Genomic DNA, 16,191 nt, shown 5'->3' with positions numbered 1-16,191 from the left:
GGAAGGAGACAAAATATGCTCGTTCAGCATGCAGCCCCCACGACGGGCGAAGTTTCGGCAGCTCAGACGGACGTGCGCGCTTATGCGTGGGTAGTGTTTGCGTTGACGGTCGGATTGCTGCTTTCCGACTATATGTCGCGGCAAGTGTTGAATGCCGTGTTTCCGCCGCTCAAGGCGGCATGGCATCTGTCCGACGCGCAGCTGGGTTCGCTCAGCAGCGTGGTCGCGCTGATGGTCGGTGTGCTCACGTTCCCGCTGTCGGTTCTGGCCGACCGCTGGGGCCGCGTGAAGAGCATCGTGCTGATGGCGGCGATGTGGAGTCTCGCGACGGTGGGCTGCGCGATCTCGGCGAACTATGGGCAGTTGCTGCTGGCACGTGCCTTTGTCGGAATCGGCGAAGCGGCCTATGGCAGTGTCGGTATCGCAGTTGTTCTGAGCATCTTTCCGGTCCGGCTGCGCTCCACGCTGACCGGCACCTTCATGGCGGGCGGCGCGTTCGGCTCGGTGCTGGGCATGGCGCTCGGCGGCGCGGTGGCGGCTCACCTCGGCTGGCGTTCGGCATTCGGCGCCATGGCGGCGATGGGGGTCGTGCTGGTCGTGATCTACCGCCTCGTCGTCACCGAAAAGCGTCTTGTGCCGCTGCAGCCGGCGAGCGTGACGAGGCAGGCGCAATCGCGCGGCATGTGCATGAGCCTGCGCGCGCTGATGAAGGGGTTGTTTTCGACGAAGTCCGTGGTGTGCGCCTATGTGGGCAGCGGCCTCCATCTGCTGGTTCCCGCCGCTGTGTGGGCATGGATGCCGAGCTTCCTGAATCGCTATTACGGCATGGCCACCGGCAAGGCTGCGATGTGCGCGGCGGTGTTCGTGCTGGTGACCGGGGTGGGCATGGTGGTGTGCGGAAACCTCGCCGACCGGCTCAGCAAGAACATGCGGGAACGCAAGTGGAGCGCCGCAATCGCCTTCTGCCTCGCCTGTTTCGTTCTGCTCGCGATTGGCTTGCGGATGCCCGCGGGGCCATGGCAGCTGGTCGTGATCGGCGCCGGCATGTTCTTCTGCGCCGGTGCGAGCGGCCCGTCGGGTGCGATGGTGGCGAACCTCACGCCGCCGACGATTCACGCCTCGGCGTTTGCGACCCTGACGCTCGCGAACAACCTGCTGGGCCTCGCGCCGGCGGCTGTTCTCACGGGGATCATCGCCGATCGGATCGGACTGCTGGGCGCGTTGCAACTGGTGCCGTTCGCACCGCTCGTCGCGGCCGCCGCATTCATGATCGGCAAACGGAACTACTCGGGCGATCTGGATCGGCTGAACACGCTGCGCGAGCAGGCCGCACGCTGACATCGCATGGTGCCGCGCGGACGGCGCGGAGCACCGAACCTGTAACTGCGCCGCTGGCGCAACGAATTCTGCAAAGTGCAGATCAAGTAAAGAATTGGAGAGTCAACATGGCAAAGGCAGTTCGCTTTCATGAAACCGGTGGTCCCGACGTGCTGCGCTACGAGGACGTCGAAGTGGGCAACCCCGGTCCCGGTCAGGTTCGCCTGCGCCATCAGGCAGTGGGCCTCAATTTCGCCGACACCTACTTTCGCAGCGGCCTGTATCCGGTCCCGCTGCCCGCGGGGATGGGCGTGGAGGCCGCGGGCGTGGTCGAGGCCGTTGGCCCGGACGTCACGAACGTCGCGGTGGGCGATCGTGTGACTTACACGGGCTTCCTCAACACGCTCGGCGCGTACAGCACCGAACGCCTGATTCCGGCCGCGCCGCTGATCCGGCTGCCCAATGCGATCGACTGCGAAACGGCTGCCGGCATGACCATGCGCGGGTTGACCTGCGCGTATCTGATGCGCCGCATTCACGACTTCAAGGCGGGCGACACGATCCTTCTGCATGCCGCCGCCGGCGGTGTCGGCCTGATCGTTTCGCAATGGGCGAAGCTGCTGGGTCTGACCGTGATCGGCACGGTTTCGAACGAGGCCAAGGGCGAGGTGGCTCGCGCGCACGGCTGCGACCACGTCATCAACTACAGCCACGAAGACGTCGCCAAGCGCGTGCGCGAACTGACCGATGGCGTCGGCGTGAACGTCGTGTTCGACAGCGTCGGCAAAGACACCTTCGAGGCCTCGCTCGATTCGCTGAAGCGCCGCGGTCTGCTGGTTTGCGTCGGCACGGCCTCCGGCCCGATCCCGCCGTTCAATCCGCAACTGCTGGCTATGAAAGGCTCGCTCTATCTGACCCGCCCGGCGCTGGCTGACTACATCGCCGACCCGGCCGAGAAGGACGAGCTTGCCGACGAAATCTTCGGGCTCATCGCCTCGGGACGCATCAAGATCGAGCTGAATCAGCGCTATGCGCTCGAAGATGCGGCGCAAGCCCATCGTGATCTGGAGTCGCGCAAGACGACGGGTTCGTCGATCTTCGTCATCTAAGGAGCTAGCCATGCGAGTCGAACAACTGACGTGCTCGATCGGCGCCGAACTGATAGGGGTGAATCTCGCCCACGCCGTCTACGACGATGGCCTGTTTGCCCAAATCCGCTCGGCGCTGCTGAAGCACCGGGTGCTGTTCCTGCGCGACCAGGACATCACGCGTGCCGAACACGTGGCGTTCGCGCGCCGCTTCGGCGAACTGGAAGACCATCCGGTCGCGGGCAGCGATCCGGAAAATCCGGGCCTCGTGCGTATCTACAAGACCCCCGATCAGCCCAACGACCGTTACGAAAACGCGTGGCATGCCGACGCCACCTGGCGCGAAGCGCCGCAGTTCGGTGCCGTGCTGCGCTGCGTCGAGTGTCCGCCCGTCGGCGGCGACACGATGTGGGCGAACATGGTCCTCGCCTACGAGAAGCTGCCGGCGCACGTGAAGGCTCAGATCGCGGACCTGCGCGCGCGCCACAGCATCGAGGCGAGCTTCGGTGCCGCGATGCCGATCGAAAAGCGTCTCGCGCTGAAGGCGCAATTTCCGGACGCGGAGCATCCGGTCGTGCGCACGCATCCGGAAACGGAGGAAAAGGTGCTGTTCGTGAGCGCTTTCACTAGCCATTTCACGAACTTTCACACGCCGGAGCGAGTGCGCTTCGGGCAGGACGCGAATCCGGGCGCGGGCGATCTGCTGCGCTATCTGATCAGCCAGGCGTACATCCCCGAGTACCAGGTGCGCTGGCGCTGGCAGAAGAACAGCATCGCGATCTGGGACAACCGCAGCACGCAGCACTATGCGGTGATGGACTACCCGCCGTGCCACCGCAAGATGGAGCGCGCCGGCATCGTCGGCGACAAGCCGTACTGAACTAGCAGGTAGCTTCCCATGAATTACGAATTGAAACCGACCATTCTGATGGTTCCGGGTCTGCGTGACCACGTCGCGGAGCATTGGCAAACCCTGCTGCAGCAACGGCTGCCGAAAGCGCTGTCGGTGCCGCCGCTCGAGCACGACAAGCTCAGTTGCGCGGCACGCGTCGCGGCGCTCGATGCCACGCTCGCGCGGATCGACGGCCCGGTCATTCTGGTCGCGCATAGCGCTGGCGTGATGATCACCGTGCATTGGGCGGCGCAGCACAAGCGCGAGATTCACGCTGCGCTGCTCGCGGCGCCCGCGGACCTCGAGACGCCGATGCCGGCGGGCTATCCGGAGCTGGATACGCTCGAGCAGAACGGCTGGCTGCCGATTCCGCGCAAGCCGCTGCCGTTTCCGAGCATCGTCGGCGCGAGCCGCAACGATCCGCTCGGGCGGTTCGAGCGGGTGCAGGAGATGGCGCAGGACTGGGGCAGCCGCCTCGTCGATCTCGGCGAAGTGGGGCACCTCAACCCTGCTTCGGGCTTTGGCGAATGGCCAATGGCGGAGACGTTGATTCGCCGCCTGGTACTGATGTGACGCGGCCCGCGTCGGATCAGAAGGAGTCTGGGATGTCGCGTCGGATCGTGGTGGGTGTTGCCGGCGAGCTCGCGCCGGGCCAGCGCAAGCTGGCCTTCATAGATGGCCGCAGCATCGTGCTGTTCAACATCGAAGGCACGCTTCACGCCATCGACAACACATGTCCGCACAACGGGGCCGCGCTGTCGAGCGGCCAGCTGGAAGGCTGCATGTTGCGCTGCCCGGCGCACGGTCTGCGCTTCGACGTGCGCACGGGCTGCATGGCGGGAACAGGCGGATTGAGCGTGACGACCTTCCCGGTCGACATAGTGGATTCAAAGGTGGTGGTGAGTCTCGACGCGCCGAACGCGACGCCCTCGCAAGCGCGAGCCGGTAGCGCGGCAACGTAAGGCCGGTAGGCCGGCCCCGAGACGCCACAACCAATCAGGAGACGGAAAGATGCAAGGCTTGATGATGCAGCAGTCGCTGCTGGTTTCCGCGCTGCTCACGCACGCGGAGCGCCATCACGGCGAACAGGAAATCGTGTCGCGACGCGTGGAAGGAGACATCCATCGTTATTCGTATCGGCACCTCGCGCAGCGCGCGCGCCGTATGGCCAACGCGCTGTCGACGCTCGGCGTCGGCCAGGGCGAGCGCGTCGCGACGCTCGCGTGGAACGGCTATCGCCACATGGAGCTCTATTTCGCGGTGTCGGGCTCCGGGTCCGTGCTGCATACGCTGAACCCGCGACTGCACGTCGACCAGCTCGCGTACATCATCGAGCATGCGGAAGATCGTGTCGTGTTCTTCGACCTGACCTTTCTGCCGTTGATCGAGAGCGTCGCGCCCCGGGTGAAGAGCCCGAAAGTATTCGTGGCGATGACCGATCGCGCGCACATGCCGCAAGCGAACGACCTGAACGGCATGCTGATGTGCTACGAGGATCTGCTCGAGTTGCACGACGACGTTTTCGAATGGCCGCTGCTCGATGAAAACAGCGCGTCGTCGCTGTGCTACACGTCGGGCACCACCGGCAATCCGAAGGGCGTGCTGTATAGCCATCGTTCGACCGTGCTGCACACCTACGCGGCGGCGCTGCCCGATTCGCTGAACTGTTCCGCGCGCGACGTGATCCTGCCGGTCGTGCCGATGTTCCATGTGAACGCGTGGGGACTGCCCTATATCGCCTGCATGGTCGGCGCGAAGCTGGTGTTTCCGGGGCCGGCGCTCGACGGCAAGTCGCTCTATGAACTGATCGAAACGGAACACGTGACGCTGTCGGCCGGCGTGCCGACGGTGTGGCAGGGACTGCTCACGCATGTCGATGCGATGGGCGGGACCTTCTCGTCGATGCGACGCACGGTGATCGGCGGCGCGCCGTGTCCGACCGCGATGACCGAGGCGTTCCAGAAGCGTCACCGGGTGGAGGTACTGCACGCGTGGGGCATGACCGAATTGAGCCCGATCGGCACGGTCTGCAGCTTCAAGGCGCATCAGCAGTCGCTGCCGATGGAGGATCAGTACAAGGTTCAGGCGAAGCAGGGACGCGCGCTGTTCGGCATCGACATGCGGATCGTCGACTCCAACGGTAATGAATTGCCGTGGGGCGGCGAGAGCGCTGGCGATCTGCAGGTGCGCGGTCACTGGGTCACGCAGCAGTACTTCGGCGCCGACGTCGAGTCGCCATTGTGCGACGGCTGGTTTCCGACCGGCGACATCGCGACGATCGACCGGCACGGCTTCATGCAGATCACCGATCGCAGCAAGGACGTGATCAAGTCGGGCGGCGAATGGATCAGTTCGGCGGCGATCGAAAACGTCGCTTATCTGCATCCGGAAGTCTCGACGGCAGTGTGTATCGCCGCACGGCATCCTAAGTGGGACGAACGGCCGCTGCTGCTGGTCGTGAAAAAACCGGGCAGCGAGCTGGCCAGCGACGAACTGCTGTCCTTCTTCAACGGCCGGGTCGCGCGCTGGTGGACTCCCGATGCAGTGGTGTTCGTCGACACGGTGCCTATCGGCGCAACAGGCAAGGTCCTGAAGAACCAGTTACGCGATCAGTTCGGCAACTACTACCTGCCCTGACGCACGGCTTTCGCAGCAACGCAGTTCGATTCACGCAACAACGCGACCGGGTACGCCCGGCGCACACAAAACCACCAACCAATTGAAGCGACCGCAGCATCGGCTTTTGCGCCACCGCCGGTACGCGAAGGAGACACAATGAAGTTGAAATCAAGCAGCGCTGTCGTGTTGGCCATTTTCGCCACCGCGGCTCATGCGCAGTCGTCAGTGACGCTTTATGGCGTAGTCGATACGGGGCTGCTGTATCAGAGCACATCGGCCGCTACCTTTCTGCCGCACGCGCCGAACACGGGCAAAATTTATCAGCTGAAGGACGGCGGTATCTATTCGAGCTTCTGGGGTATGAAGGGAAGCGAAGACATCGGCGGCGGCTACAAGATCAACTTCAAGCTGCAGGGTGCGTTCAACACCGCGAACGGCAAGTTCGGTCTGTCCGACACGCCGGGCGTCACGGCGATCTTCAACCAGTTCGCGACGGTCGGCGCATCAGGGCCGTTCGGTACCTTCGACGCCGGGCGGCAGATCATTCCGATGATCTACGCGATGGCGGAAACCGACGTCCGCGGCGCGCAGTATTTCGGCAGTGTTCTGACCGCGTGGCTGGGCATCAATCAGGCGGCCGGCTGGCCTGGCACGAGCACGAACGCGCCGATCGGCGCGCTGTACGACAGCAACGCGCTCGTCTACAACTCGCCGAAATTCCATGGCGCGTCGCTCGCGCTCGAGTACGCGCCGGGCGGCGTCGCCGGTCAGTTCCAGGGCGGTACGCGCGAGTCGGCCGTGCTCAAGTATTCGAACTACGGTCTGAATCTGTCCGCGTTGTATTACAACGGCCACGATACCAACCCGTACCCGATCACCTACCCGGCGGCGCCCGCTATCCCCGCGACCGGGCTTGCGAACAACCGTTTCTACTATTTCGGTGCGATGTACACGATCGCCGGATTTTCGGTGTCGGCCTCGTACGGCGCCGGCAAGAACCCGGCCCATACCAACACCGCGGACTTCGAAATGATCTCGGGGGGCCTCGGCTACCAGTTCAATCCGCGTTTCAAGATCACGTCCGGGTACTACTACCTGAAAGACAAGAACAACTCGGCGAACCATTCGGGCGAGTTCGCCGTGGGCGCGGAATACAACCTGTCGCAGCGCACCAAGGCTTACGCGCAGGTGGGTTATGTCAACAATAGGGGGACCATGAACCAGACCATCGTCTATGGCGCCCCGGTTGCACCTGGCGTGTCCACCACGGCGGCCATGGTCGGCATCCGCCATAACTTCTGATTACGTCGCCTATAACAACTGGAGTATTCGATGAAAAGCATTCAGGCACGCGCGTTGGCGATTGCCATATTGATTCTGGCCGCGTCGAGCAACGCATGGTCGCAGTCGGGCCAGACGGCTAGTGCAGCTTCGGGCGCACCTGCGATGTCAGCTAGCGCAGCCGCTCCCGTCAGCTCGAGGCAAGCCAATCGCGCGCTGCGTCGGCAGGTGTATGCCGCGATCGGCAAGCATAAGGAGATCAGCGCCGGCAATATAAGCGTCATCGCAAAAGGCGGCGCGGTGACGCTGAGCGGCACGGTCACCGAGGTTTCCCAGATCAATCAGGTCGCGGAGATCGCGAAGGGTGTTCCGGGGGTGACTTCGGTGACCAACAAGCTCACGGTGGAAAAGCCGTTCGGCGGGATGTAAAAAGAGCTCACGCATCGGGGGATTAAGCGCGAGGAGCCCAATATAACAATCCACTAGCTGTCGAACAGCGCCGTGTAACGGCGCTGCATCTCTTCGGGCGTGAGCGCTTCGATCTGCGCGCCGAGCATCCATTCGTGGCCGAATGGATCGCGCACGGTCGCCGAGCGCTCGCCATAAAAATGATCGGTTAGCGGGCGGACCACGGTTGCGCCCGCTGCAACCGCTCGTGCGAACAACTGGTCGACGTCGTCGCAGTGGATATGCAGCAGCACACTCGGCCGGCTGTCGCCGGTCGGTCCGAGCATGTCGTGCTCGGGATATTCATCGGACAGCATCACAGTCGCGGGACCGATCTTCACTTCGGCATGACCGATGCGGCCGCCTGGCTCGGTCAGGCGAAATTGCTCGACGCCGCCGAATGCCTGCGCGTAGAACTCGATAGCCCGTGCGGCGTTGCGCACGCGCAGATAGGGGTAGAGCTCGTGGATCGCGTTCATCGTCACCTCCGGGTGGTGGGCGAATATGGGTTGCCGGACATAATAGTCTGCCCCGATCCGCTAAGCGGTCGCTTGGCTACCCACGGGATTCCATCGCCTTTTGACCAGCGATGAATCGAGGTCGCTAGCGCTGCTCCTTCTGAATCGAGCCGCACCTGAATCGCGTCACATTTGTCACTCCCACCATTCGATGTCCGGCGGCCTAAACTACCCCATCATCAACAGCGAGCGATGCCGGGTGAGCGAATCGCCTTCCGACCCGAACGCACAGGACATCGCTCTAACCCGGAGGTCACGATGACGACGATCAAGTCACCTGAGAAGCGTGGGAAAGATGGACAGCCTGCCATGAAGACACCACCGATTGTGTCGCGGCAAGAATGGGAGGCCGCGCGCGAGCATCTGCTCGTCAAGGAGAAAGCCTTGACACGTGCCCGCGACGCGCTGGCCGCTGAGCGACGGCGGATGCCATGGTTTGCCGTGGAAAAAACGTATGCGTTCGACGGGCCGGAGGGCAGAGTAAGCCTGCTCGACCTGTTCAACGGCCGCCGCCAGTTGGTCGTCTATCGCGCCTTTTTCGAGCCCGGCGTGCACGGGTGGCCAGAGCATGCGTGCATTGGCTGTTCCCTGGGGGCCGATCAGGTCTCCCACCTTGCCCATTTGCACGCTCGCGACACTACGCTTGTGTACGCGTCCCGCGCGCCGCAAGCCGATATCGCGCGGCTGAAGACCCGGATGGGCTGGGACATGATCCCCTGGTACACCATCACCGACAGTTTCGACGCCGACTTCGGCGTGGACGAATGGCACGGCCACAACGCGTTCATCCGGGACGGCGAGCGGGTGTTCCGAACGTACTTCATTAACGGGCGTGGGGACGAGGCGCTGGGCACGATCTGGAGCTACCTTGACATGACGGCGCTCGGGCGGCAGGAGACGTGGGAGGATTCGCCGGAGGGCTACCCGCAGAGCCGACCGTACAAGTGGTGGAACTGGAACGACACTTACGTCCCCGGCGCGGCTCCCGATCCGAAGTGGGTCGAGGTGTCAGATGCCGGAGAGGCTGCGTTTCGGAAACGCGACGACTAGCGCCTGACGAATCATCGATCGCTGTCGTTTCTCCGAGTGACTCACTTCGAGCGTAGAGTTTCGAGGTGAAATCTGAGCCCAGGTCCCCGGATGCGAATGAGCAGTATCGCGGTACGTTCGATGTTTGAAATCGCGTCATCCGCCAGCCACGAATCCAGGCGGAGATTACAATGACTGGATCGTTACGGCATCCTATCGGTTCAACCGCTTCGTTTCCCCGCTTACGAGGGCCGCACTCCGATGAACGCATCCGAACGTATCGACGAACTGATCGCGGGACTCACCGACTGGCGCGGCGCGACCTTCGCTCGCATCCGTCAATGCGTGCTCGCGGCGGACCCGGCGATCGTCGAGGAATTCAAGTGGATGGGTAGTCCGGTCTGGTCGCGCGACGGCATGATCGCGGTCGCCAACGCGCACAAGGGTAAGGTCAAGCTGACCTTCGCGCATGGGGCGGGCCTGGCCGACCCGGACGGCTTGTTCAACGCAGGCCTCGAAGGCAACGCGCGGCGCGCTATCGACTTCTTCGAAAGCGACGAGGTCGACGAGCGCGCACTGAAAGCGCTGATTTGCGCCGCGATCGACTATAACCAGAATCATCTGAAGACGAACACGCGCGGCGCACTACCGAAAGCCCGCCGTAAGCAGGCGTCCGGCGACGCCTGAGGCCGGCGCAGTCTGCTCGCCAGCCCCGCTGCGCCGCCACCCCCGGCGGATCGATACCAGAATTGATATCGATATCACCCAAAATATAATTGGAAAGATATCAACTCGCTCCGTACACTGCACCATCCCTGGACACTGAGCGGCAACCTTGCACCGTAGCGCCGGGCGGGCCGCTTCGGTCAAATTGGCCGGTGAGGGTCCCGGCACATGCATCAAGGACCTAGTATGTCGGAAAAAAAGCGGAAATTGCGCTCGGCCGAGTGGTTCGGCACGGCTGACAAGAACGGCTTCATGTATCGAAGCTGGATGAAGAATCAGGGCATTCCCGATCATGAGTTCGACGGGCGTCCCGTGATCGGTATCTGCAACACGTGGTCCGAGCTGACGCCGTGCAACGCGCACTTTCGCAAGCTTGCCGAGCACGTGAAGCGCGGCGTCTATGAAGCGGGCGGCTTCCCGGTCGAGTTCCCGGTGTTTTCCAACGGCGAATCGAATCTGCGTCCGACCGCGATGCTCACGCGCAATCTCGCGGCGATGGATGTCGAGGAGGCAATCCGCGGCAATCCGATCGACGCGGTCGTGCTGCTGACCGGCTGCGACAAGACGACCCCCGCGCTGCTGATGGGCGCGGCGAGCTGCGACGTGCCGGCGATCGTCGTGACCGGCGGCCCGATGCTGAACGGCAAGCTCGACGGCAAGAACATCGGCTCTGGCACCGCGGTGTGGCAGCTGCACGAATCGCTGAAGGCCGGCGAGATCGATCTGCATCAGTTCCTGTCGGCCGAGGCGGGCATGTCGCGCTCGGCGGGCACCTGCAACACGATGGGCACCGCGTCGACGATGGCCTGCATGGCCGAGGCGCTCGGCACGTCGCTGCCGCACAACGCGGCGATTCCCGCGGTCGACTCGCGCCGCTACGTGCTTGCGCATATGTCGGGAATCCGGATCGTCGAAATGGCGCTCGAAGACCTGAAGCTGTCGAAGATCCTCACGCGCGAGGCGTTCGTCAACGCGATTCGCGTCAATGCGGCGATCGGCGGCTCGACCAACGCGGTGATTCATCTGAAGGCGATCGCGGGGCGCATCGGTATCGATCTTGATCTCGACGACTGGGTGCGCATCGGCCGCGACACGCCGACGATCGTCGACCTGATGCCGTCGGGCCGTTTCCTGATGGAAGAGTTTTATTACGCGGGCGGCCTGCCGGCCGTGCTGCGCCGGCTCGGCGAAGCGAACCTGCTGCCGCATCCGGACGCGTTGACGGTCAACGGCAAGTCGCTGTGGGACAACGTGAAGGATGCACCCAACACCAACGACGAAGTGATCCGTCCGCTCGACAAGCCGCTCGTCGCCGATGGCGGCATCCGCGTGCTGCGCGGCAATCTCGCGCCGCGCGGCGCGGTGCTGAAGCCGTCGGCGGCGACCCCCGAATTGCTCAAGCATCGCGGACGCGCGGTCGTGTTCGAGAACCTGGAGCACTACAAGGCGCGCATCGTCGACGAGACGCTCGACGTCGACGCGAATTCGGTGCTGGTGATGAAGAACTGCGGGCCGAAGGGTTATCCGGGCATGGCCGAAGTCGGCAACATGGGCCTGCCGCCGAAGCTGCTGAGGCAGGGCGTGAAGGACATGGTGCGCATTTCCGATGCGCGCATGAGCGGCACCGCCTACGGCACCGTGGTGCTGCACGTGACGCCGGAAGCGGCGGCCGGCGGCCCGCTCGCCGCGGTGCAGGACGGCGACTGGATCGAGCTCGATTGCGACGCGGGCACGCTGCACCTCGATGTCAGCGACGCGGAACTCGAGCGCCGTCTCGCGCAGCATGTGCCGCCCCAGCCGCCGGAAGGTGGCGGCTACCGGCGCCTGTATATCGATCACGTGCTGCAGGCCGATGAGGGTTGCGACCTCGACTTCCTCGTGGGGTGTCGAGGTTCCGCGGTGCCGCGGCATTCGCACTGACGCGCCGTTGCAACGGCAACGGCTCGGCCCATGACCGTGCGGGCGATGCATTCGTGCATCGCCCGCATTTTTTTATGACCTGTGGTTGGCGTTCGCGGCGCAACTGCCTTGGATGGTGCGCCGCAAATGGCTATTGGCCGAGGTTGTCGACCGCGTCGAGCACGAGTCCGAAGAACTCGTTCGCCGCGGCCGGATTCAGCCAGCGCACGACCACCGTCATGCGCCGCTCCGGTTCGACCCACGTGAACGAACTGCCTGCGCCGACACCGAAATAGCTCGACTCCGGCACGTTCGGGAACACCTTGCGCCCGGTGTTGAGCCACACGAGGTAGCCATAGAACGGCGCGATCGCGCACGGCGTGCGCATGCGCGCGATCCATTCGGACGACAGCACGCGCTGGCCGTTCGCTACGCCGTCGTTGAGCAGCATCTGTGCGACCTTCAACTGATCGTTCGCGCTGACCGACATGCCGCCGCCCCAGTGCGTGCCGCCCGGCACCGACTGCATGCGTCGCCCGTCGATTTCGACCCACGCGTTGTCGTAGCCGACCCATTGCCAGTTTTCGCTCGCGCCCGAAGGCCGCATGATCGCTTCGCGAAACACCTCGGGCAGCGGCTGACGGAACAGATGCAGCAGCGCGAGCGAAAACTGGTTGATGCGGACGTCGTTGTATTCCCAGTACGTGCCCGGCCGTTGCGGCGGACGCAGATCGCCTTTTTTGCCATCGGGCGGCGCGGCGAAATTGACCGCACGGTAGTGATCTGCCTGATCCGACAAACCGAAGTACGTGCCGCGCCATTCGCTCGTTTGCTGCAGTAGATGCGCCCAGCTGATCGGCGCGTTGTGTTCGTCGTCGAAGCCGATGTCGGGTACGCGCACGCGCACCGGTTCGTCGACGTCGGGCAACAGGCCGCGATCGTGAGCGACGCCGGCCAGCAGCGCGAGGTACATCTTCGCGACACTGAAGGTCAGGTCGGCGCGATCCGGTTCGCCCCAGCTCGTCAGCACGCGGCCGTCGACGGCGATCGCGCCCGACACCGGCCCGCGATCATGCACGGGACCGAGCAGCCTGTTCCACGGCGGCGGGTCGTTTACGTGCACACCCCATGCGCCACCCACATGGCGGTCCCAAAGCGATTCATGATCCACCGCGAACTGCACGGCTTGCTGCAAACGGTCTTGCATGGATAAGTTCCTGTCGGTTCAACGAAGCCCGCGAGGCAGACTCAGCGTGCGTGCAGTCGCACGCGTGCCCACATCACGGTGAAAAGGCTGAGCACGGCCGCGAGCATCAGATAGAGTCCGGGCGCGAGATTATTGCCGGTCGCCGCGATCAGCGCGGCAACGGCGAGCGGCGTGAAGCCGCCGAACACGGTGGTGCCGATGTTGTAGCCGAACGCCATGCCGGTCGTGCGCGTGCGGGTCGGGAACAGCTCGGACATCAAGGCCGGAATCGGCGCGAAGTAGGTCGCCTTCAGCAACGCGACCCACGTGACCGCGGCAAGCAACGAGCCGAGCGACGGGCGCGCGTTCATCAGCACGAAGGCGGGATACACGGTCGCGAAGAACAGCACGCCGGCGCCGAGCATGATGCGCACGCGGCCTACCTTGTCGGACAGATGACCGACGAGCGGTGTGAGCATCATCATGATCAGACCGGCCGCGAGCGTCGCGATGAAGCCCGACGACGGTGCGAGTCCGAGCTGCCGCGCCGCGTAGGTCGGCATGTAGAGCAGCATGTAGTTGGCCGTGGTGGTCAGCACGAGCACGCCGATCGACACGAGCACCCGTTCCTTTTGCGTCGCGAGCAGTTCTCGCACCGGCGCGGCGGATTTTTCCGCGCGCTCGAACTCCGGCGTTTCGTCGATGCGGCGGCGAATGTAGAGCCCGACCGGACCGATCAGCATGCCGAACAGGAACGGAATGCGCCATCCCCAGCCTTCGAGTTGCGCGGTCGTCAGCGTGCTCGTCAACACCGCGCCGAACAGCGACGCCAGCACCGTGCTCGCGCCCTGGCTCGAGAACTGCCAGCTCGCCATGAAGCCTTTGCGCTCCGGCGCATGTTCGATCAGAAACGCGGTCGAACTGCCGAACTCGCCGCCCGCCGAGAATCCCTGCAACAGCCGCGACGCGAATACGCCGATCGGCGCGAGCACGCCGATCGCCGTATACGACGGCATCAACGCGATCATGCTGGTGCCGAGCGTCATCATCGCAATCGATAGCGTCAACGATGCCTTGCGGCCTTTGCGATCGCTGAACGAGCCGAGCGCGAGCGCGCCGATCGGTCGCGCGAGATACGACAGCGCGAAGGTGCCGAGCGTGAGCAGCAGCGATACGGTGCGGTCGTGCACCGGAAAAAACGTGCGCGACAGCACGGCCGCGAAGTAGCCGTACACGACCAGATCGTAGAACTCCAGTGCGTTGCCGATCGAGGTCGCGAGAATCAGCCGCGATACGCTCGAGCGCGAAGTGTGCCGCGCGAGCGCGTCGGCGGTAGTGACGGAGTCCATGCTCATGACGAAGTCCTCTGGCGGCATTGGGAGGCGCGCCGGCAGTGTCGCGTGAGCGGCGCGGGCGCGGGATCGAAGCGTGTGACCCGATGTTGGGGTGGACGATATTTATAGACAATTACAATATTTGGCAGATATCGTTGCCGAAACGGCAAAGCGGAATCGAGCTGACCCAGCTATTCGATATCGCATGCAGTCTCGAAGGCCTCGCGTTCGATCCGGCGTTCGTCGAATTGCTGACGGGCGCGATCGAGAATCCGGCGTTGCTCGACTGATTTCGCGCCGCAAAAGAAAAAGCGCCCCGTAGGGCGCTTTCCATCGATTCAATCAGACAGGGAACACAGATGTTCCCCTCCGCGAACCGTCTGCTTAGAACTTGTGACGCAGACCGACACGGAACGCCAGCTGGTTGTCGGCGCCGACGCCCGACGTGCTGAAGTAGCTCGTGCTCGAACCGATCTGTGCCTGCAGATCCTGCGTGCCGTTGCGGCCCGACGCGATCTGATAGATGCCCAGCACGTACACGTCCGTGCGCTTCGACAGCGCGTAGTCGCCGCTCAGGTCCACCTGGTTCCAGTGACCGACGTTCGCGCCGCTCAGGTGCATGTACGTGTAGCCCGCGCCTGCCGTGATAGCCGGCGTGACCGCGTACTTCGCGCCTGCTTCGTAGGCGGCGAACGTGGTCGACCCACCCGAGATCGGTGCGAGGCGCGTGTTCGTGTACAGGGCCCACAGCGTCGCCGGGCCGAAAGCGTAACGGCCGCCAACGCCGACCGTGCGCAGATCCTGGATCTGGCCGTTGCCGAGCGTCGGGAAGCTGACGTTAGCCAGCGAAGTCGAGAAGGCCGGCGATGCCTGGCCCGGATAACGGATGTCCGTGTACGCCGCGCCGATACCGAACGGGCCGTTCGCGTAGTTCGCGCCGAAGCTGTAAGCGCGCGACGAACCTGCCACCGGGGCAGTGGACGTGCCCGTACCCGGCGTGCCGGCAAAGCCGCCTGCCGTGTTCGAGAAGCCGTACATCGCGCCGAAGGTCAGGCCGGAGAAGTTCGCGCTGCTGAACTTGACCGAGTTATTGATACGGCTCGACGTGAGCTGGTCGACGTCGTTGATGTGGTAAGCGTAGTTGCCCGCGACGGTCTGGCCGCCGGTCGCGTAGTTGGAGCCGAGGTAGTCGGTCGAGAACGAGTACTGGCGACCGAACGTCAGCGAGCCGACGTTGTTCTGCGACACGCCGACGTACGCCTGGCGGCCGAACATCGCGCCGCCCTGGCCGGCGGTGCCGTTCCCGCTGTTGAAGCCGTTTTCCAACACGAACAGCGCTTTCAGGCCGTTACCGAGGTCTTCCGTGCCACGCAGGCCCCAACGGCTGCCGTTCGCGACGCCGTCGTCGTACTTGGTCAGGCTGCTGTGGCCGGTGGTCGTTTTCGAGTTGTTTACGTAGCTGATACCGGCATCGATCAGGCCGTACAGCGTGACGCTGCTTTGTGCGTGAGCGGCGGAGGCGAAGACGGCAAGCGTAGCGGCGGTCAGGATTTTCTTGTTCAAAATACTTCTCCGAGTTAGCAAATTTTGGCGATCGCGACGCGCTGCTCTGTGGCATCGTCGTGCGATGGCCGGCAATTTAAGGGAACGCAGAGTAAGGTATGTGACACTGAAAAATTCTTTTCACGGTGTCGTGTCGGCGCGACACTTTGCGTGTGCACCGGAGGCAGGTGTATCGGTGGCGGGGCGGGTCGGTCGACCCTGGAGCGAGGCTGGACGCGTGGCAGCGAATCGCCCGCCTGGCGGCGGGCGATCGGTTATTTCAGCTGGTGCGTGAAAATTCAGTTACATGGCC

General features: G+C 63.9%; 16 protein-coding genes. 12 read left to right on the top strand and 4 right to left on the bottom strand.

Annotation, left to right across the window (positions count from 1 at the left end):
• The first annotated feature begins 15 nt into the window (after nt 1-15).
• The 8 genes from OKW37_RS33585 to OKW37_RS33550 all read left to right on the top strand — a co-directional run bounded on the left by OKW37_RS33585 (nt 16) and on the right by OKW37_RS33550 (nt 7,626).
• Nucleotides 16-1,338: an MFS transporter gene (locus OKW37_RS33585; protein WP_090809457.1), complete on the top strand. Its 1,323-nt coding sequence runs from the start codon at nt 16-18 to the stop codon at nt 1,336-1,338.
• Nucleotides 1,339-1,445: 107 nt separating this feature from the next.
• On the top strand, nt 1,446-2,426 hold the full coding sequence (locus tag OKW37_RS33580; protein ID WP_429403496.1) for a quinone oxidoreductase family protein: 981 nt from the start codon (nt 1,446-1,448) through the stop codon (nt 2,424-2,426).
• A gap of 10 nt (nt 2,427-2,436) precedes the next feature.
• Nucleotides 2,437-3,285, top strand: coding sequence for a TauD/TfdA dioxygenase family protein (locus tag OKW37_RS33575; protein ID WP_184060596.1), 849 nt, complete (start codon nt 2,437-2,439; stop codon nt 3,283-3,285).
• Between the two features lie 18 nt (nt 3,286-3,303).
• A complete protein-coding gene (locus OKW37_RS33570; RefSeq protein WP_090809461.1) occupies nt 3,304-3,870 on the top strand; it encodes an RBBP9/YdeN family alpha/beta hydrolase in 567 nt (188 codons plus the stop codon).
• Between the two features lie 32 nt (nt 3,871-3,902).
• Complete coding sequence (locus tag OKW37_RS33565) at nt 3,903-4,259, top strand: Rieske (2Fe-2S) protein (protein ID WP_429403495.1); 357 nt, start codon at nt 3,903-3,905, stop codon at nt 4,257-4,259.
• 49 nt (nt 4,260-4,308) lie between these two features.
• A complete protein-coding gene (locus tag OKW37_RS33560) occupies nt 4,309-5,934 on the top strand; it encodes a 3-(methylthio)propionyl-CoA ligase (protein WP_429403494.1) in 1,626 nt (541 codons plus the stop codon).
• 138 nt (nt 5,935-6,072) lie between these two features.
• Entirely contained in the window at nt 6,073-7,218 is a 1,146-nt protein-coding gene (locus OKW37_RS33555; RefSeq protein WP_184060604.1) for a porin, read from the top strand.
• A 30-nt stretch (nt 7,219-7,248) separates the two neighbouring features.
• Entirely contained in the window at nt 7,249-7,626 is a 378-nt protein-coding gene (locus tag OKW37_RS33550; RefSeq protein ID WP_429403493.1) for a BON domain-containing protein, read from the top strand.
• A gap of 53 nt (nt 7,627-7,679) precedes the next feature.
• Here OKW37_RS33550 and OKW37_RS33545 read toward each other — a convergent pair whose 3' ends face one another.
• Nucleotides 7,680-8,123, bottom strand: coding sequence for a VOC family protein (locus OKW37_RS33545; RefSeq protein WP_187613934.1), 444 nt, complete (start codon nt 8,121-8,123; stop codon nt 7,680-7,682).
• A gap of 297 nt (nt 8,124-8,420) precedes the next feature.
• On the opposite strand from OKW37_RS33545, the gene OKW37_RS33540 reads away from it, so the two are divergent.
• The 3 genes from OKW37_RS33540 (at nt 8,421) to OKW37_RS33530 (ending at nt 11,837) form a co-directional block, all read left to right on the top strand.
• The gene (locus OKW37_RS33540) at nt 8,421-9,212 is read left to right on the top strand and encodes a DUF899 domain-containing protein (protein WP_184049403.1); all 792 of its coding nucleotides are present in this window, start codon (nt 8,421-8,423) and stop codon (nt 9,210-9,212) included.
• 240 nt (nt 9,213-9,452) lie between these two features.
• A complete protein-coding gene (locus OKW37_RS33535) occupies nt 9,453-9,878 on the top strand; it encodes a DUF1801 domain-containing protein (RefSeq protein ID WP_184008000.1) in 426 nt (141 codons plus the stop codon).
• Nucleotides 9,879-10,103: 225 nt separating this feature from the next.
• Nucleotides 10,104-11,837 (top strand): IlvD/Edd family dehydratase, encoded by a 1,734-nt coding sequence (locus tag OKW37_RS33530; RefSeq protein ID WP_090809494.1) that lies wholly within the window; start codon nt 10,104-10,106, stop codon nt 11,835-11,837.
• A 130-nt stretch (nt 11,838-11,967) separates the two neighbouring features.
• On the opposite strand, the gene OKW37_RS33525 is transcribed toward OKW37_RS33530, so the two are convergent.
• Nucleotides 11,968-13,023 (bottom strand): serine hydrolase domain-containing protein, encoded by a 1,056-nt coding sequence (locus OKW37_RS33525; RefSeq protein WP_429403491.1) that lies wholly within the window; start codon nt 13,021-13,023, stop codon nt 11,968-11,970.
• Nucleotides 13,024-13,064: 41 nt separating this feature from the next.
• Nucleotides 13,065-14,357, bottom strand: a complete 1,293-nt coding sequence (locus OKW37_RS33520) for an MFS transporter (RefSeq protein WP_429403490.1) — start codon at nt 14,355-14,357, stop codon at nt 13,065-13,067.
• A gap of 134 nt (nt 14,358-14,491) precedes the next feature.
• Between OKW37_RS33520 and OKW37_RS33515 the strand changes: the two genes are divergently transcribed.
• On the top strand, nt 14,492-14,626 hold the full coding sequence (locus tag OKW37_RS33515) for a hypothetical protein (RefSeq protein ID WP_429403489.1): 135 nt from the start codon (nt 14,492-14,494) through the stop codon (nt 14,624-14,626).
• 94 nt (nt 14,627-14,720) lie between these two features.
• Here the strand turns inward: OKW37_RS33515 and OKW37_RS33510 are convergent, their stop codons facing one another.
• The gene (locus OKW37_RS33510) at nt 14,721-15,899 is read right to left on the bottom strand and encodes a porin (RefSeq protein ID WP_429403488.1); all 1,179 of its coding nucleotides are present in this window, start codon (nt 15,897-15,899) and stop codon (nt 14,721-14,723) included.
• Between the last annotated feature and the right edge of the window lie 292 nt (nt 15,900-16,191).

This window comes from Paraburkholderia sp. MM5482-R2 (assembly GCF_050436125.1).
GTDB classification, from domain to species: domain Bacteria; phylum Pseudomonadota; class Gammaproteobacteria; order Burkholderiales; family Burkholderiaceae; genus Paraburkholderia; species Paraburkholderia tuberum.
This window is presented reverse-complemented; position numbering and strand designations above follow the sequence as displayed.